Here is a 17,477-nt window from a genome sequence, read left to right on the forward strand (position 1 = left end):
GTGGGGCCCCCCGCCGGGGTGGCCACCGCGTTACCCCCCATACACCTGGTCAGCCCGCCCGGGGGGCCGCGCCCCGCGGCAGGAAGCGTCGGCCGGTGACCCGCTCGCTGGTGCCGGTCCGGTCCAGGTACGGCGTGACACCGCCCAGGTGGAACGGCCAACCGGCACCGAGGATCATGCACAGGTCGATGTCCTGCGCCTCGGCGACGACACCCTCGTCGAGCATCAGCCGGATCTCCTGCGCCAGCGCGTCCAGCGCGTTCTGCCGAACCTGCTCCTCGGTCAGCGGCTGGTCGCCGACGACCAGCAGCTTCGCCACCTCGGCGTTGATTTCGTCGTCGACGACGATCGGCTGGCCGGAGTCGGCGATCCGCTTGAGGTTCTCACTGACGCCGAACCGGTCCGGGAACGCGGCGTGCAGGGTGCCGCCCACGTGGTACGCGACGGCCGGCCCGACCAACTGGAGCAGGGCGAGCGGACGCATCGGCAGACCCAGCGGGTCCAGGGCGCGGTTCGCCACCTCCAGCGGAGTGCCGGCGTCGACGGCGGCGAACACGGTGCCCAGGAAGCGGGTGAGCAGCCGGTTCACCACGAACGCCGGGGCGTCCTTCACCAGCACGCTCGACTTCTTCAGCTGCTTGCCGACCGCGAACGCGGTGGCCAGGGTGGCGTCGTCGGTCCGCTCGCCCCGGACGATCTCCAGCAGCGGCAGCACCGCGACCGGGTTGAAGAAGTGGAAGCCGACGACCCGCTCCGGGTGCTCCAGCTCCGCCGCCATCTCGGTGATCGACAACGACGAGGTGTTGGTGGCGAGCACCGCCTCCGGCTTGACGATCTTCTCCAGCTCGGCCCAGACCTGCTTCTTGACGTTCAGGTCCTCGAAGACGGCCTCGATGACGAAGTCGGCGTCGGCGAAGACGGACTTGTCGACCGAGCCCGACACCAGGCCGTACAGCTTCGCCGCCGTGCCCTTGTCCATCCGGCCCTTGCTGACCGACTTCTCGAACTGCGCGTGCACGTAGCCCACGCCCTTGTCCACCCGGGCCTGGTCCAGGTCGGTCATGACGACCGGTACCTGGAGGCGGCGGGCGAACAGCAGCGCCAGCTGGCTGGCCATCAGGCCGGCGCCGACGATGCCGACCTTGGTCACCGGCCGGGCCAGGCCCTTGTCCGGCGCGCCGGCCGGCCGCTTGGCCCGCCGCTGCACCAGGTCGAAGGCGTACAGGCCGCTGCGCAGCTCCTCCGAGAAGACCAGGTCGGCCAGGGCCTCGTCCTCGGCGGCGGTGCCGGTGGCGAAGTCCGCGTCCTTCGCCGTCTCCAGCAGGTCGAGGGCCTTGTACGCGGCCGGCACCGCGCCGTGCAGCCGCTGGTCCAGCGTCTGCCGGGCGAAGTAGAGCACGCCCGCCCACATGTCCTTGTCGACCTCGGGCCGGGTCACCTCGACCTCGCCCCGGACGACGCCGGCGGCCCACTCCAGGGATCGCTCCAGGAAGTCCGCCGGCTCCAGCAGCACGTCCGCGATGCCCAGCTCGGCGGCCTGCTTCGGCTTGAGCATCTTGTTCTGCATCAGCGGGTTCTGAATGATCACCTGCGTGGCCGCCGGGATGCCGATCAGGTTCGGCAGCAGCTGCGTGCCACCCCAGCCGGGGATGAGACCGAGGGAGACCTCGGGCAGCGCCAGGGCCGCCGCGCCGGCCGACAGGGTCCGGTAGTGGCAGTGCAGGGCCAGCTCCAGACCGCCGCCCATCGCCGCGCCGTTGACGAAGGCGAAGGTGGGGATCTGGCTGTCCTTGAGCCGGGCGAAGACCCGGTGACCCAGGCGGCCGATCTCCAGCGCCTGCTCGCGGTCCGCGAGCTGCGGCAGGCCGGTGATGTCCGCGCCGACACAGAAGATGTACGGCTTCCCGGTGACCGCGATGAACGCCGGCTCGGCCGCGAGCGCGGCGCTGATCGCCTCGTCCAGGCTGGTCAGGCCGGCCGGGCCGAAGGTGTTCGGCTTGGTGTGGTCGAATCCGTTGTCGAGCGTGATCAGGGCGGCCGGACGGTCCAGCCCCGGCACGTTCACCTGCCGCAGCAGGGCCCTGGTGACCACCTCGTTCGGTGCGGCGAGTGCGCTCACTTGTTCCCACCCTCCCAGTGCGGGTTCTCCCAGATGACCGTGCCGCCCATGCCGATGCCGATGCACATGGCGGTGATGCCGTAGCGGACCTCGGGGTGCTCGGCGAACTGACGGGCGAGCTGGGTCATCAGCCGTACGCCGGAGGAGGCGAGCGGGTGACCGATGGCGATCGCGCCGCCCCAGGGGTTGACCCGCGGGTCGTCGTCGGCGATGCCGAAGTGGTCGAGGAAGGCGAGCACCTGCACGGCGAACGCCTCGTTCAGCTCGAACAGCCCGATGTCATCGATGGTGAGGCCGGCGATGCGCAGCGCCTTCTCGGTCGACGGGATCGGGCCGACGCCCATCACCTCGGGCTCGACCCCGACGAAGCCGTACGAGACCAGCCGCATCGCGACCGGCAGGCCCAGCTCGCGGGCGACGTCCTCGGCGACCAGCAGGCTGGCGGTCGCGCCGTCGTTGAGGCCGGCCGCGTTGCCCGCGGTCACCTTGCCGTGCGGGCGGAACGGGGTCTTGAGGGTGGCGAGCTTCTCCATCGAGGTGTCCCGGGGTGCCTCGTCCACCGTGGCCAGGCCCCAGCCGGTCTCCGGGTCGCGGATCGCCACCGGTACCAGGTCGTCCTGGAGCTTGCCGTTGGCGTACGCCTTCGCGGTCTTCTGCTGCGAGGCGAGGGCGAACGCGTCGGTGCGCTGCTTGGTGATGTGCGGGACCCGGTCGTGCAGGTTCTCCGCGGTGGCGCCCATCACCAGCGCGGACGGGTCGACCAGCTTCTCGGCGACGATGCGCGGGTTCGGGTCGACACCCTCGCCCATCGGGTGACGGCCCATGTGCTCGACGCCGCCGGCGATCGCCACGTCGTAGGCGCCCACGGCGATGCCGCTGGCCACGGTGGTCACGGCGGTCATCGCCCCGGCGCACATCCGGTCGATGGCGAAGCCCGGGACCGTCTTGGGCAGCCCGGCCAGCAGGGCGGCGGTGCGACCGATGGTCAGGCCCTGGTCGCCGATCTGGGTGGTGGCGGCGATCGCCACCTCCTCGACCCGTTCCGGCGGCAGTTGGGGGTTGCGGCGCAACAGCTCGCGGATGCAGCGGATCACCAGGTCGTCGGCGCGGGTGTTGGCGTACATGCCACCCGCCTTGCCGAAGGGGGTGCGGACGCCGTCGACGAAGACGACATCCCGGACTTCACGGGGCACGATGAGCCTCCTATTCGACCACGATCCGGTCGTCGCGCCGCCAGGCGGACGACGGACCGAACGAGGGTCGCAGCACTGGCGTTTCCCCGATGCTACTCGCCAGTAATAACCCCGCGCTCCACCTCCCCCTGTGGCCCACCCCACACCCACACTCCGTTGATCATGAAGTTGTTGTCGTCGCCCGTCGCGACGGACGACAACAACTTCATGATCAACCTGGGAGTGGGGTGGGTGGGGGGAGGGTGGGAATCAGGGCGTTGGCGAGGTCGGGGAGGAGGAGGGTGATCTGCCATTCGCGGGCGTTGTGGTCGCGGAGGGCCCCGGCGACGGTGGCCTCGGTGATCTCCTCGGGCGGCTGCCAGGCGATCCGGCGGATCGTGTCGGGGGAGATCAGGTTCTCCGGGGGCAGGTTGTGCTCGCCCGCCACCCGCAACACCACCTCGCGGCAGCGCGCCAGCCGGGCGGCGGCCGCCGGATCCCGTTCCGCCCACCGGTGCGGTGGGGGCGGACCCTCCACCGTCGGCGCCACCGGCAGGGCGTCGTCCGGCAACTGCCGGGCGTCGTCGAGCGCCGCCAGCCAGGTACGCGCCAACCGCCGCACCGACCGGCCGCCGAAGCCGGGCAGCGTGAGCAGTGCCTTCTCGTCCCTCGGGTCCAACTCGGCCGCCGCGACGATTGCCGAGTCGGGCAGTACCCGCCCCGGTGCGGTGTCCCGCCGGGCGGCGATCTGGTCGCGGGCGTACCACAGGGAGCGGACCCGGGCCTGCGCCCGTGCGCCACGGACCCGGTGGATTCCGGAGGTCCGCCGCCACGGTTCGGCGCGTACCCGGGGCGGCCGGTCAACGCTGCGCACGAGCGCGGCGAACTCCTCCGCCGCCCACTCGGACTTGCCCTGCCGAGTCAGCTCCGCGTCAAGCGCGTCCCGCAGATCCGTCAGCAGCTCCACGTCCAGGGCGGCGTAGGTCAGCCACGACTCCGGCAACGGCCGGCTCGACCAGTCCGCCGCGGAGTGGTGCTTCTCCAGGCTGAACCCGAGCAACTGCTCAGTGAGCGCGGCCAGCCCCACCCGCTCGAAACCGGCCAGCCGCGCGGCCAGCTCGGTGTCGAACAACCGGCGCGGGCGCAGCCCCAGCTCCGCGAGGCAGGGCAGATCCTGGTTGGCCGCGTGCAGCACCCACTCGGCCTCGGCGATCACGGCGTCCAAGGCGCTCAGGTCGGGCAGCGGCAGCGGGTCGATCAGCACCGTGCCGGCACCGGCGCGGCGCAGCTGGACGAGGTACGCGCGCTGGCTGTATCGGTAGCCGGAGGCCCGTTCGGCGTCCAGGGCCACCGGTCCGGCACCGCTGGCGAACCGGGCCACCACCTCGGCGAACTGCTCCGGGGCGGCGACCGGTTCAGGGGTGCCCTCACGGGGTGCGGTCAGCGGCACGGACTGGCCGCCGGTGGGTTCGGTCCCCGCGTCCGACGGCTCCGGCCGCGCCGACGGCGGGGGCGTGGTGTCGTTTCCCGTACGGCTTGCGGCGGCCCGACGGCGCAGGGGTGGTTCGTCGGTCACCTGACAACCCTAGTGCGCGAGTGGATCGAGTGCCGCCACCCGTCCCGCCGCGTGTCGGCCGGCGGTGTCCGGCCGGGCGGATTCGGCCCATGCGGGGCGGATTCCGCGACGCGCGGCGGCGGAGCCGGGCCGGGTGGGCTCAGCCGGTGGTGGCCGGGCGGCGCTCCGGCAGGGCGGTCACGCCCGGCGGCGGCAGCCCGGCGGTGGAGGCGAGCAGGGTGCACCAGGCCTCCAGGTGCCGGGCCAGGTCGACGTCGGTCGGCGTCCAGGAGGCGCGGATCTCGATGTCGCCGGCCGCGGGTGGACCGGCCAGCTCACCGAACCGGGTCGACATCGTCTGCGTGATCGTCCCGCCGATGGCCCGGTACCCCGCCTCCTGCGCGTCGAGGGCGTCGGTGAGCCAGGTCCATCCCACCCCGGGCAGCAGCGGGTCGGCGGCGAGGTCCACCTCCATCTCGGCGGTCACGTAGGTGACCAGCCGCAGGGTGCCCTGCCACGCCTCGTGTCCGGCCGGGTCGTGCAGCAGGATCAGCCGCCCGGTGGCCACCTCGTCGCCGTCGCGCAGCACGGACGCGGAGATCGCGAACGAGTAGGGGGCCAGTCGCTGCGGCGCACCCACCTCCTCCAGCAGGATCTCCGGCCGGCACGTCGCCGACCGGAGCCCTGCGACCGCGCGGGCGAACGTGTCGGGAAGCGCGATCGGGGGGGCCATGTCCGCAGCCTATTCCGCTGCCCGGGCCGCCGCCGCGAGGCGCGCCGACGATCACCCGGCGCGTACCACGCTCCGGATCCAGGGCCGGTGATAGGTCAGGTCGGTGTAGATCATCTGCACGCCACAGTACGGCGGCCCAAGCTGCCAGTCCCGACCCAGCCGGCTGGTGCCACCCACGACCGTCCAGACCTGCCCGATCCGGAGCAGCCCGGGGCCGCCACTGTCGCCGAAACAGGCTCCGCCGGGTGCGCCGTGGACGCAGATCTCCCCAACGGTGATCCGCCCGCCCGCGCACTCCTCGGGCGGTACCACCCAGCGGTCCAGTTGCTGCAAACGCTCGGGTAGCGGCCCGCCGAAGGTGGGCGTGGTGGCTCCCCAGCCGAGTTCCCGGATGGTGGCACCGACGGCGGGTGACCGGCCGGCGATCGGGTAGCGCGGCAGCCACACCGGGGCGGCCAGGCGGAGCACGGCAACATCGGCTCCGACATCATCGCCCGTGTTCCAGTCCCACGCTGGATGCGGTACGACCTTGGTGACCGCCACGATCCGGCCCCCGGCCGCGTGCTCCGCCGAACCGATACGAATGCGCAGCGTCGCGGGTTCGACGGGTGCCGGCACCTCATCGGTCACGCAGTGCGCCGCGGTGACGACGTGCCGCGGGTGGATGAGGACCGCCCCGCAGTGGTGGCCGAAGGTGCCGTCGCGGTCGAGTTGCAGTGAGGCGATCGGCGGGTAGGGCTGAGTGGCGTCCTCCCCTCCGATGATGAAGGGAATCACCGGATCCGGTTCGCTCGCGGTCACGGGTGCGCCGAGCGCCGGCGCGAGCCCGACGGCCGAACCGAGCAGTAATCCGAGCATTCCGGCAGTCAACCGACGCGTAATTCGACCCACCGCTTCTCCTCGTTCAACTCATCGACGTCCATCTTCGCCTGACTGTACTGAAGGTGACCACGCTCCGCGACCGCCCGATGCCTACCTACGTCACAAAGGTGGCGGTGGGGGCGGGGCCACGATCGGCCGCGTGGCACGATGGCCGCGATGACCACCGACACCACGGGCACCGCCGCCCGAGACGACGAACCCCGCCCCGGCGGGCCCGCCGACTCGCCCTTCGTGCGGGCGTGTCGCCGCCGGTCCGTTCCGCACACGCCCGTCTGGTTCATGCGCCAGGCCGGCCGGTCGCTGCCGGAGTACCGCGAGATCCGGGCCAACGTGGCGATGCTGGAGTCGTGCCGCCGGCCCGACCTGGTCACCGAGATCACCCTTCAGCCGGTCCGCCGGCACGGGGTGGACGCGGCAATCCTGTTCAGCGACATCGTGGTGCCGGTGGCCGCCGCCGGGGTCGACCTGGACATCGTGCCCGGCACCGGGCCGGTGGTGGCCGAGCCGGTGGGCACGGCCGCCGACGTCGAGCGGATCCGGCCGATCGGCCGCGACGACGTCGGGTACGTCGACGAGGCGGTCCGGATGCTGGTCAAGGAGCTGGGCGACACCCCCCTGATCGGCTTCGCCGGGGCTCCGTTCACGCTGGCCAGCTACCTCGTGGAGGGCGGCCCGTCGCGGACCCACGCCAAGACCAAGGCACTGATGTACGGCGAGCCCGAGCTGTGGCACGCCCTCGCGGGCCGGCTGGCCGAGGTGACCCTGGCGTTCCTGCGGGTGCAGATCGAGGCCGGCGTCTCGGCGGTGCAGCTGTTCGACTCGTGGGCCGGTGCGCTCTCCGAGGCCGACTACCGACGGTTCGTGCTGCCCCATTCGACGGCCGTGCTCGCCGGGCTCGCCGACGCGGGTGTACCCCGCATCCACTTCGGGGTCGGCACCGCCGAGCTGCTCGGCGCGATGGGCGAGGCCGGCGCCGACGTGGTCGGTGTCGACTGGCGTACCCCGCTGGACGTCGCGACCCACCGCATCGGACCGGACCGGGCCGTGCAGGGCAACCTCGACCCGTGCCTGCTGCTGGCCCCGTGGCCGGTGGTGGAGGCCGAGGTACGCCGGATCCTGGAGCAGGGTCGGGCGGCGCCGGGACACGTGTTCAACCTCGGCCACGGCGTGCTGCCGGAGACCGACCCGGAGGTGCTGACCCGGGTGGTCGCGCTGGTGCACGAGCTATCCGCCCGGCCGGCCGGGCAGGACTGACCGCCATGGCGACGCGGCGGCGGGTGGCGGTGGTCGGCGGCGGCATCGCCGGCCTGGCCGCCGCGGTCCGGTTGCGCGACCGCGCCCCCGCCGACCTCGACATCACCGTGTACGAGCAGTCCGGCGCGCTCGGCGGCAAGCTGCGCACCGGCGAGTTGGCCGGCGGCCCGGTCGAGTTCGGCGCCGAGTCGTTCCTGATGCGGGATCCGGCCGGCGGGGAGTCCGCCGCCGTGGCCCTGGTCCGCCGGCTCGGACTGGCGGATCGGATCGTGCACCCCACCGTCGGGCAGGCCGCGCTCGCCGTCGACGGTGGGCTGCGCCCGATCCCGGGCGGCACGCTGGTCGGCGTACCCGGTGATCTGGAGAAGGTGGCGGCGGTCGCCCGGGTGGCCCCGGAGGCCGACCACGACGGCGGTGGGCCGCTGCTCGGTGCCGACCAGGACGTCTCCGTGGGCGCGCTGGTCCGTGCGCGGTTCGGCGACGAGGTGGTGGACCGGCTGGTCGACCCGATGCTCGGCGGGGTGTACGCGGGCCGCGCCGACGACCTGTCGCTGGTCACCACCATGCCGGCGCTGGCCCGGGCCGCCCGGGTAGAGCACACGCTGCTCGCGGCGGTACGCGCGGCACAGGCCGCCGCCCCGCGTGCCCCCGGCGAGGCGGTCTTCGGCACCCTGGACGGCGGGCTGAGCACCCTGGTCGACGCGGCGGTGACGGCCAGCGGCGCGACGATCCGCAGCAACGCGGCGGTACGCGAACTCACCCCGACCACCGCCGGCTGGCGGTTGACGGTCGGCCCGACCCGGGACGCCGAGCACGTCGACGTGGACGCGGTGGTGCTGGCGGTGCCGGCCCGACCGGCGGCGCGGCTGCTCGCCGGCGTCGCACCCGAGACGGCGCAGGTGATCGGCGGGCTGGACTACGCCAGCGTCGCCCTGGTCACCCTGGTGCTGCCCGATCCGGCGCTGCCGCAACTCAGCGGTTTCCTGGTGCCCTCCACCGAGGGGCTGCTGGTCAAGGCGTCCACCTTCTTCACCACCAAGTGGGGGCACCTGCGCCGGCCGGACGGGCTGGCCCTGGTACGTGCCTCGGTGGGCCGGTACGGCGACGAGGAGCAGCTCCAGCGCCCCGACGAGGATCTCGCCGCCACCGTGCACCGGGAACTGTCCGCGGTGCTGGGCGTGCCGTTGCCCGCGCCGGTCGGCGGGCACGTGCAGCGCTGGGGCGGTGCGCTGCCGCAGTACACCCCGGGTCACCTCGACCGGGTCGCCGTCGCTCGGGCGGCGCTGCGGGCGGCCCATCCGACGCTGCGGCTGGCCGGTGCCGGCTACGACGGGGTCGGCATCCCGATCTGCGTCCGCTCCGGCGAGACGGCGGCCGAGGAGATCATCACAGCACTGGAAGGATCGGGGAGATGATCGAGCAGACGAACGCCGCCCGACTGAAGGAACTCAACGACACCATCCGCTACACCATGTGGTCGGTGTTCCGGGCCAGCGCGCCGCTGCCGTCGCTGCGGGACAACGTGACAGGCGAGGTCGAGTCGCTCATCGAGGAGCTGGCCGGCAAGGATGTCGTGGTGCGCGGCACCTACGACGTGGCCGGCCTGCGCGCCGACGCCGACCTGATGATCTGGTGGCACTCCTCGTCCAGCGACGCCCTCCAGGACGCGTACCTGCGGTTGCGGCGGACCGCGCTGGGTCGTGCGCTCACCCCGGTCTGGTCGCAGATGGCGCTGCACCGGCCGGCGGAGTTCAACAAGAGCCACATTCCGGCGTTCCTGGCCGGCGAGGAGGCCCGGGCCTACCTCTGTGTGTACCCGTTCGTCCGGTCGTACGACTGGTACCTGCTGCCCGACGCCGAGCGGCGGGAGCTGCTGGCCGAGCACGGCAAGATGGCCCGGGGCTACCCGGACGTCCGCGCCAACACGGTCGCCAGCTTCGCGCTCGGCGACTACGAGTGGATGCTCGCCTTCGAGGCTGACGAGTTGCACCGGATCGTCGACCTGATGCGTGACCTGCGCGCCTCCCGCGCCCGGCTGCACGTGCGCGAGGAGGTTCCCTTCTACACCGGTCGCCGCCGCCCGATCGCCGACATCGTCGCCGCCCTCGCCTGAGGTGCAAGGAAGGGCCCCCTGTTAACGCCTGGCGTAGTACAGGGGGCCCCTATTAACACCGCAACACTCCGGGCCGGGCGGGGCCGCGCCTGAGGGAGTGTGGCGCGGCCCCGGCCGGGGTCAGCTGGTCGCGGTGCAGGTCACCGTCGGTGTGTTCGTGCTGCTGCCGGAGGCCAGGAAGCCGAAGCTGGTGCTGGCACCGGCACCGAGACTGCCGTTGTAGCTGACGTTGGTGGCGGTCACCGTGGAGCCGCTGGAGCTGACCGTGGCGTTCCAGGCCTGGCTGACCTGTTGGCCGCTGCCGTACGTCAAGTTCACCCGCCAGCCGCGGATGGCCGCGTTGCCGGCGGTCACCTGGACCTCACCCTGGAAGCCACCGGACCAGCTGTTGGTGACCCGGTACGTCGCCGAGCAGGCACCCGTCACCGGCGGGTTGGTGGTGGGCGGGGTCGTGGTCGGCGGGGTGGTGGTGGGCGGCGTGGTGGTCGGCGGCGTGGTCGTGGGCGGCGTGGTGGTCGGCGGGGTGGTGCCGCCACCGAACTGCACGTCGCTGCAGTGGTAGTACGACTGGTCGAAGTGGCTGGCCTGCCAGACGGTGAAGATGATGTGTCGGCCGGTGCGGCCCGGCGCGTTCACCGGAATCTGGATCGACACCCCGTCGACCTCCCGCTGCCACTGCGACGCCGGCGTGTAGCCGATCTGGCCGACCAACTCCAGGTCCGACCACGCCAACGGCTTGGTGAGCGTGTCCACACCCTGCCGGGTGGCGTACACCCGGAGGTAGTCGGCACCGTGGCTGGCCTGGTCGAAGAACTTCAACTGGAAGCTGTTGGGGACCGGGGTGGTCCGCCAGGCACCCAGGGTGTCGAGGGCGTTGTAGCGACCGCCCTCGGCACGCCCGCCCGAGCAGAGCTGGCCGTTCGGTACGGCCGCCTGGTGGTTGCCGCCCACACCCTCGCGGAGCTGGCCGTTCCAGTTCCACATGGCGCTCGGGTTGGCCTGCCAGGCCTGCCAACACATCGGGTCCTCGGTGGCCATCCGCGGGTTCAGGTGGTCACCACCCCAGCGTTCCCAGCAGCCGTAGGCGCGGGACCCGGGGTTGACCGTGGCGCCGTGGGCGGAGACGGGGTTGGTCAGCGCGGTGGTGAGCAGCAACAGGGCAACGGCCGCGACGGCCAGCAGCCAGGCAGCGCGTGGTGATCTGAGTACGTTCGACATGGAGCTCCCCAAGGGAATTGTCAGTTCGCGACTGCGCCCGGACGCTCGGGAGTTGCCTCTCCCGTGCCGATGTGCGTTAACCCTGTGGTGTTGGCTCCGAGGGAAGCGTGCCACGGAGCATCGGCGTACGTCAACGTGGCTGGTGCGCTCCGGAGCAGGGCTCCGGCACCACCACCACCGGACGGGTGCTGGCCACCCCGCCGGGTGCCGATGCCTGACGTGCCGGTCGCCGCTGACCGGGCCGGGCGGGGCCGCGCCTGAGGGAGTGTGCCGCGCGACCCCGCCCGGGGTCAGGTCGCCGTGCAGCTCAGCGTCGGCGTGCTGTTCGTGCCGTTGGTCGAGGCCAGGAACCCGAAGGTGGTACTGGCTCCGGCACCGAGGTTGCCGTTGTGCCCGGCGTTCTGGGCGGTCACCGTCGAACCGCTGGACGTGACCGTCGCGTTCCAGGACTGACTGATCTGTTGGCCGTTGGCGTACGTCCACCGCACGGTCCAGCCCCGGATGGGCGCGCTGCCCGCGGTCACCTGGACCTCACCCTGGAAGCCACCGGACCAGCTGTTGGTGACCCGGTACGTCGCCGAGCAGGCGCCCGCGGGCGGCGGCGTGGTGGGCGGCGGCGTGGTCGGCGGGGGAGTGGTGGGCGGCGGCGTGGTCGGTGGCGGGGTGGTCGGCGGCGGGTTGGACCCGCCACCGAACTGCACGTCACTGCAGATGTAGTACGACTGGTCCGAGTGGCTGGCCTGCCAGATCGTGTAGATGACGTGCCGGCCGGTGCGGCCCGGGGCGTTGACCGGGATCTCGATGGAGACCCCGCCGGTCTCCCGCTGCCACTGCGAGGCCGGCGTGTTACCGATCTGACCGACCAGTTCCAGGTGCGACCAGGCCAGCGGAGTGTTCAGCGCGTCGTAGCCCTGCCGGGTGGCGTACACCCGGATGTAGTCCGCGCCGTGACTGGCCTGGTCGTAGAACTTGAGCCGGAAGCTGTTGCCGACCGAGGTGGTCCGCCAGGCGCCCGGCACGTCCATCGCCCGGTAGCGCCCGTTCTCGGTGCGTCCGCCGGAACAGAGCTGACCGTTCGGAATGGCACCCTGGTGGTTGCCGGCCACGCCCTCGCGGTAGAGGCCGTTCCAGTTCCACATGGCGTTCGTGTCGGTCTGCCACGCCTGCCAACACATCGGGTCCTCGGTGGCCATCCGCGGGTTCTGGAAGTCGTTGCCCCAGCGTTGCCAGCAGCCGTAGTTGCGGGAGACGGGGTTGGCCACCGAGCCGTGCGCGGAGGCGGGTCTGACCAGTGCCGTGGTGAGCAGCAGCGTGGCGACGGCTGCGACGGCCAGCAGCCACAGTGCGCGCGATGATCTAAGCGAATTGGACATGGAACCCCCAAGGGGAGTCGTCGGATCTCGACATCGCCCGGACGCTCGGGAGTTGCCCTCTCCCGTGCCGTGAGAGTGGCCATCGTGTGCTGGCTCGACGGGAAGGATGGCACGTTCGATCGTCGTGCGTCAATGAGGAAAGCGATTTCCAGCACCCGCTGCGAGGGGTCGTCGAAACGCTTCCAGCACCGGATTCGGGCCGCTCACCGCTTCCGGCGCATCGGCGTGTGGAGGATGCCGTCCTCGACGTACTCCGGCCCGCTGACCGTGAAGCCGTGCCGGACGTAGAAGTCGACCAGATGTGACTGCGCGTCCAACACGCACGGCCGGTCACCGATCTCGGCCAGGGCCGCCGTCATCAGCCGGCCGGCGTGCCCGGCGCCGCGGGCCTCCCGCGCCACCACCACCCGCCCGATCCGGGCCACCCCGCCGGGCTCCGCCAGAATCCGCAGGTACGCCACCGGATGGCCGTCGTGGTCCAGCCAGAGATGCCGGGTGCCGGGCTCGACGTCACGTCCGTCGATCTCCGGGTACGCGCACTCCTGCTCGACCACGAAGACGTCGACGCGTAGCCGCACCAGGTCGTGGAAGGTGCGGGCATCCAACTCGGCGAAACCGGCGACCCGCAACTCGGTACTCGACATCCCGCCAGGCTAGTGCGTTGCGCTGGGGGTCCTGGTGCTCGCTGAGTCGTCAGGCGGGACGGGCACCGACGGCGTCGCGGATCTCGGCACCCCGCTCGGCTTCCACCGACCGGGCACAGTGTGCGCAGCAGAAGAAGCGGCCGGAGACCTCGACGCCGTGGCCGACGATCTTGATTTCGCAGTGCTCGCAGATCGGGGCGAGCCGGTGGATGGCGCACTCGAAGCTGTCGAAGGTGTGTACGTCGCCGCTGACCGTACGCACCTCGAACGCCAACCAGTAGTCGTTGCCGCAGACCTCGCAGGTAGCCATGCCCGCACCTCCAAAAAGTGGACGTTTAACGCCATCATCCAACATTCGGTGCATTCGGTTGCTAGAACGGACAGAAAGATCTTGGCGGGCGGCCGGTCCCGGCTCTGTCCGCTGTCATCGGGTCTATGCCTTGCGGCGGTGGTTGGCTGGGCCCGCTTCGACGAACGCAGTGATGGTCGAGTCTGCCGGGGCTCGAACTTCGGCGGTTTTCATGTGGTTACCCCGGTCTTCTGGAGCGAGCTGCCTCTGGCAAATCGGATCGATCATCCCTTTAGTGTCGTTGGGGCAGAACGCTGATCTTGTGGGGCAAACATACTGATCGGCTCTCTTCAATCGTCTAGAGCGATGATTTTTTCCCATGTGCGCATCGGTAACATCTTGACGATCATCGAATAGTTACGGGGGCGTTCGTGCGTGTTTATAGAAATCAACTCTCACCAAGGGTACGTTGGTGGATCGTAAATGCCGCCGCCCTTTCCCTACTCGCGGCGCTGCCATTGGTGCCCAATGCTTCGCTGCCTCAGACGTCAGCTTCGGTCGCTATGGCGCCCGCTGCGGCCGCGTCCCAGGAAGCTCCAAGGTCGGCGCCGGATGAGGCGACGGCAGTGGCCCTTGCGCGCCGCTTTGGCGTACCGGTGGAGGTTGCCGCTCTGAAGTCGGAAACCATGCGGACCTGGGCACAGACCGACGGCACGTTCCGGTCGGAGATTTCGCTCTCCCCGGAGCGGGTGCGAGACGCGTCAGGGCAGTGGTCGGAGATTGACCTCAACTTCGAGCGCAAGTCCGACGGTAGCGTCGGCCCCAGAGTGCATGCTCGCGGGCTGCGTCTGGCAGGCAAACGGCCAGCCGGCGTCAATGACCTGGTAGTTCTCGGATCCGGTCCCGAGCGTACGACGCTCGGCTGGCGGGGCGCCCTTCCGGAGCCGGTACTGTCCGGCGCGACGGCGACCTATACAGACGTGAGGCCCGGCGTTGACCTCAGGGTGGAGGCCAGCCCGGCGGGTTACGAGTATTTTCTGCTCGTCAAGAACGCCGCTGCGGCCGGTGGTTTGGACCGGATCGCCATGCCGTGGCGTACCGGATCGGCGATGACGGCCGACTCGGCACCAGGCCGCGGGATCCGGCTGCGTGCAAAGTCTGGCCGAGCCGTTGTCGTTTCTCACGCGGAGATGTGGGACGAGGGAATCTCTCCACGCACTGGTGAGCGGATCCGACGGGCGGACGTCGGATTGGAGTTGAAATCCGATGGCGCGGGCGGCTCCGATCTGGTCCTCACCCCTGACCCGACTTTCTTTTCCCAACCAGGGCTTGAGTACCCGATCACCATCGACCCTGCGGTCAACCTCACTCCGGCGTTCGACACCTTCGTGCAAAACACATTCTCGTCGGATCAGTCCGGGTCGACCGATCTGAAGCTGGGCTACAGCGACGATGCCGCAAATGGATGTGGCTCCGGGTGCACGGCGCGTTCCTTTCTGAGCTTTTCGGGTCTATCAGACTACAACGGCGCCAACGTGCTCTCTGCGGAACTGTTTCTCTGGAACTATCACTCCTGGTCCTGCACTGCGGCGACGTGGCAGTCATGGGAGACCACCTCTGTCAACAGCAACGTGCGCTGGAACAACCAGCCGACCTGGGTACGACTGGACGGCACATCCACGCTCACCAAGGGGTACGGCGGCTGTGCCGATGGCTGGGTGTCAATTTCGGTCTCGAAGACGTTCCAGTCCAGTTTCAACAGCTCAAGCAGTTCGACGGCGACGGTGGGCCTTCGGGCCGGCAGTGAGTCCGACCATCGGGGTTGGAAGAGGTTCTTCTCCTCCGAAGCGTCCAACTACCGGCCCTACGTTTCGCTCAGTTACAACCGTTCGCCGGCCATGCCGACTCACCAGAGCATTGACTCTTGCTACAGCGCCTGCGCTTCGCCGGCGATCGTTCGCTCCGGCACTCCAACGATCACGGCGAGGGTCACCGATCCGGACGCCGGCACGCTCAGGGTCGAGTACGAGGTGTACGACAGTGCGCGGACCAGTCTGAAGGCTAGGTCCGGTAACGCGGTGACCGGCGTTAAGTCCGGAACCGCGAAACCTTGGCGGATCGTGCCGACCTCTGGCAGCAAATTACCCGACGGCGTGTACAGCTGGCGAGCGCGTGCGTGTGACGCGCACGTCTGTGGAGACTACTCGGGATGGTTCACATTCACGGTCGACACGGCAGATCCGTCGCTGCCGACGGTGTCCGGTTCGCTGTACAGCGAGAAGGCCACCGGTACGTGGAACGGTGGTCCTGGTCAGCCGGGCACCTTCGTCTTCGGCGCCAACGGCGCTACGGAGATTGCCCAGTATGTATATTCGTTGAACGGTGGGCCAACAGTGACGGTGTCGGCCGGCACCGCGACTGGGACCCAGAAGCTTACGACCAATCAGCGATATGTCTCCACCAATACCAGCGGGTTCGCGGCGTCACCCGGAGCAGTCATCTCTAGGGTGACCAACCGAGGTCGCTCTGGTTCGGACTCACTAATGGTTCGGGGAACTCCGGAACCGACGACAACGGACACCTATGCCACCTTCGGCAGCGAGAGTGGACTTCAGGTGGGGATGACACCCGGGCGGCGATACAACATCTCTGCTTGGATCTACGTGCCGCAAGAAACCATGCAGGTGATGTCGAGCATCGTGCCGTTCGCCGGACGAATTGTTGTGGATTACCGGGGTGAGGACGGCTCACGTCGCCTCGTTTCAAACAGAGTCTCGAAGAGCGACGCTTGGGAGCAGTTGAGCCTCTCGGTCACATTACCTGCAGGTGCGACGCAGGCCAGCATTCGCCTCTACAATGGATCGGCGACGCACCTAGGGGGGATCGGTGGGATCGAACCCATTTCCCGCCCGGTCTACTACGACGACATGTCGGTCGTCGAGGAGGGTGGTCTCACCCGTAGCATCACCCCGAGCCAGGACGGTGTGAACGTGTTGGCCGTGCAGGCCCGCAACGCCGCAGGAGCCACTTCCGATCCGCGCATCTACCAGTTCCTGGTCAGGCCGAGTGCCGGCTCGTGGCACTGGACCTTGGACGAGAACGCAGGCAGCACCGCCGCGTCGGTACCCGACAGCCGGCCTGCCACCCTCAGTTCACGCGGTGCCAGCTGGACCAGCCCAGGCCGAGTGGGTACCGCCGCGTTGGCAGTCGATGGGACGGGAAGCGCGAGCACCGCATCACCGGTGCTCGACACCGTCAACGTGGCCGGCTTCACCGTTGCGGCCTGGGCGCTCAAGTCCGGCGCTGGCGAGGCAAGCCGTACGGTGGTTTCCCAAGAGGGTACGAACACATCGATGTTCCGCCTCGGCTACCGCGATGACCGCGATCTCGACGGGGACGGTGTCAACGACCCGGCCTGGTGCTTTAGCGTTGCCCGCAGCAATGCTGCATCGGCTGCTCAGGATGCCGCCTGCACCGCAGAGTACGTCCTCGATGAGGAGTGGGTAAGCCTCGTCGGAGTCTATGACCAGATCCACGGTCAGCTTCGGCTCTACGTCAACGGGACACCGGACTTTGGTGGGGCACTGGCCACCGCCGCCACCAGTGCTCCATGGTCAGCCGCCGGGGGTTTCGTGCTCGGCCGCGGCCGGGTCGGCGCGGGGCCAGCAGAGTACTGGACCGGAGAGATCGACCACGTTTACGCCTCCCAGCGAGTCTGGGTCGATACAGAGATCATCCAACACGCGATCCAGTAACCGCTTCCTCGATTACAACGGCTGATCAACGCGCGGCGGGACGTCGGTCCGGCGATCCCGCCGCGTGGCTGCCGTGCCCTTGTACTAGCCATCATCTCGCGCTGGTCACCTCACCCTCACCGGCGCTCAAAGTGGTCACGCGGCAGTGAATGGTGCTGGCCGAAACGCAAAATGCAGGCCAGCGCCAGGCCGGCCTAGCGCGACATTCATCTTACCCACCACCCCTGAGCCGGGTGTGGGAACCAGCAGATAGGTGAGCTATGAATCGTCCTGGAGCACACCAACAAACTGCACATACAGCACGGTCCGCTCGGTTCGCTCGCCGGCAGCTCTCGTGCCTTATGGCTGCTGTTCTGGTGACTACCCTGGT

The 17,477-nt window shown here is 69.9% G+C and carries 13 protein-coding genes; 4 read left to right on the top strand and 9 right to left on the bottom strand.

What is annotated here, in order from left to right:
* Nucleotides 1-49: 49 nt before the first annotated feature.
* The 5 genes from SM447_RS02945 to SM447_RS02965 form a co-directional block, all read right to left on the bottom strand.
* Entirely contained in the window at nt 50-2,119 is a 2,070-nt protein-coding gene (locus SM447_RS02945; protein WP_474571127.1) for a 3-hydroxyacyl-CoA dehydrogenase NAD-binding domain-containing protein, read from the bottom strand.
* On the bottom strand, nt 2,116-3,312 hold the full coding sequence (locus SM447_RS02950; protein WP_474571128.1) for a thiolase family protein: 1,197 nt from the start codon (nt 3,310-3,312) through the stop codon (nt 2,116-2,118). The genes SM447_RS02945 and SM447_RS02950 overlap by 4 nt, the downstream gene beginning before the upstream one ends.
* 211 nt (nt 3,313-3,523) lie before the next feature.
* On the bottom strand, nt 3,524-4,867 hold the full coding sequence (locus SM447_RS02955; protein WP_474571129.1) for a ribonuclease D: 1,344 nt from the start codon (nt 4,865-4,867) through the stop codon (nt 3,524-3,526).
* Nucleotides 4,868-5,006: 139 nt separating this feature from the next.
* Nucleotides 5,007-5,579, bottom strand: a complete 573-nt coding sequence (locus tag SM447_RS02960) for a DUF3000 domain-containing protein (RefSeq protein WP_474571130.1) — start codon at nt 5,577-5,579, stop codon at nt 5,007-5,009.
* 51 nt (nt 5,580-5,630) lie between these two features.
* Nucleotides 5,631-6,437, bottom strand: coding sequence for a S1 family peptidase (locus SM447_RS02965; RefSeq protein WP_474571131.1), 807 nt, complete (start codon nt 6,435-6,437; stop codon nt 5,631-5,633).
* 180 nt (nt 6,438-6,617) lie between these two features.
* Here SM447_RS02965 and hemE point away from each other — a divergent pair, with 180 nt between their 5' ends.
* Genes hemE through hemQ form a run of 3 tightly spaced genes read left to right on the top strand, consistent with a single transcriptional unit; the run spans nt 6,618 to nt 9,828 of the window.
* The gene (gene hemE, locus SM447_RS02970) at nt 6,618-7,715 is read left to right on the top strand and encodes a uroporphyrinogen decarboxylase (protein WP_474571132.1); all 1,098 of its coding nucleotides are present in this window, start codon (nt 6,618-6,620) and stop codon (nt 7,713-7,715) included.
* A gap of 5 nt (nt 7,716-7,720) precedes the next feature.
* The gene (gene hemG, locus SM447_RS02975) at nt 7,721-9,130 is read left to right on the top strand and encodes a protoporphyrinogen oxidase (protein ID WP_474571133.1); all 1,410 of its coding nucleotides are present in this window, start codon (nt 7,721-7,723) and stop codon (nt 9,128-9,130) included.
* Nucleotides 9,127-9,828, top strand: a complete 702-nt coding sequence (gene hemQ, locus SM447_RS02980; protein ID WP_474571134.1) for a hydrogen peroxide-dependent heme synthase — start codon at nt 9,127-9,129, stop codon at nt 9,826-9,828. Before hemG ends, hemQ begins: the two co-directional genes overlap by 4 nt.
* Nucleotides 9,829-9,948: 120 nt before the next feature.
* On the opposite strand, the gene SM447_RS02985 is transcribed toward hemQ, so the two are convergent.
* From SM447_RS02985 to SM447_RS03000, 4 genes are all read right to left on the bottom strand, one after another.
* The gene (locus tag SM447_RS02985; RefSeq protein WP_474571135.1) at nt 9,949-11,046 is read right to left on the bottom strand and encodes a lytic polysaccharide monooxygenase auxiliary activity family 9 protein; all 1,098 of its coding nucleotides are present in this window, start codon (nt 11,044-11,046) and stop codon (nt 9,949-9,951) included.
* A 290-nt stretch (nt 11,047-11,336) separates the two neighbouring features.
* The gene (locus SM447_RS02990; protein ID WP_474571136.1) at nt 11,337-12,419 is read right to left on the bottom strand and encodes a lytic polysaccharide monooxygenase auxiliary activity family 9 protein; all 1,083 of its coding nucleotides are present in this window, start codon (nt 12,417-12,419) and stop codon (nt 11,337-11,339) included.
* A gap of 203 nt (nt 12,420-12,622) precedes the next feature.
* Nucleotides 12,623-13,063, bottom strand: a complete 441-nt coding sequence (locus SM447_RS02995; protein WP_474571137.1) for a GNAT family N-acetyltransferase — start codon at nt 13,061-13,063, stop codon at nt 12,623-12,625.
* Between the two features lie 49 nt (nt 13,064-13,112).
* Nucleotides 13,113-13,373, bottom strand: coding sequence for a Prokaryotic metallothionein (locus tag SM447_RS03000; protein ID WP_474571138.1), 261 nt, complete (start codon nt 13,371-13,373; stop codon nt 13,113-13,115).
* A 635-nt stretch (nt 13,374-14,008) separates the two neighbouring features.
* Between SM447_RS03000 and SM447_RS03005 the strand changes: the two genes are divergently transcribed.
* Nucleotides 14,009-17,107, top strand: a complete 3,099-nt coding sequence (locus tag SM447_RS03005) for a DNRLRE domain-containing protein (RefSeq protein ID WP_474571139.1) — start codon at nt 14,009-14,011, stop codon at nt 17,105-17,107.
* The last annotated feature ends 370 nt before the right edge of the window (nt 17,108-17,477 follow it).

This window comes from Micromonospora aridisoli (assembly GCF_056150025.1).

Excerpts from the sequence above, each read along its gene's own strand:
- SM447_RS03000 (WP_474571138.1), bottom strand. The coding sequence starts at position 13,373 with ATGGCTACCTGCGAGGTCTGCGGCAACGACTACTGGTTGGCGTTCGAG.
- SM447_RS02985 (WP_474571135.1), bottom strand. The coding sequence starts at position 11,046 with ATGTCGAACGTACTCAGATCACCACGCGCTGCCTGGCTGCTGGCCGTC.
- SM447_RS02960 (WP_474571130.1), bottom strand. The coding sequence starts at position 5,579 with ATGGCCCCCCCGATCGCGCTTCCCGACACGTTCGCCCGCGCGGTCGCA.
- SM447_RS02990 (WP_474571136.1), bottom strand. The coding sequence starts at position 12,419 with ATGTCCAATTCGCTTAGATCATCGCGCGCACTGTGGCTGCTGGCCGTC.
- SM447_RS02995 (WP_474571137.1), bottom strand. The coding sequence starts at position 13,063 with ATGTCGAGTACCGAGTTGCGGGTCGCCGGTTTCGCCGAGTTGGATGCC.
- hemE (WP_474571132.1), top strand. The coding sequence starts at position 6,618 with ATGACCACCGACACCACGGGCACCGCCGCCCGAGACGACGAACCCCGC.
- hemG (WP_474571133.1), top strand. The coding sequence starts at position 7,721 with ATGGCGACGCGGCGGCGGGTGGCGGTGGTCGGCGGCGGCATCGCCGGC.
- SM447_RS02965 (WP_474571131.1), bottom strand. The coding sequence starts at position 6,437 with ATGCTCGGATTACTGCTCGGTTCGGCCGTCGGGCTCGCGCCGGCGCTC.
- hemQ (WP_474571134.1), top strand. The coding sequence starts at position 9,127 with ATGATCGAGCAGACGAACGCCGCCCGACTGAAGGAACTCAACGACACC.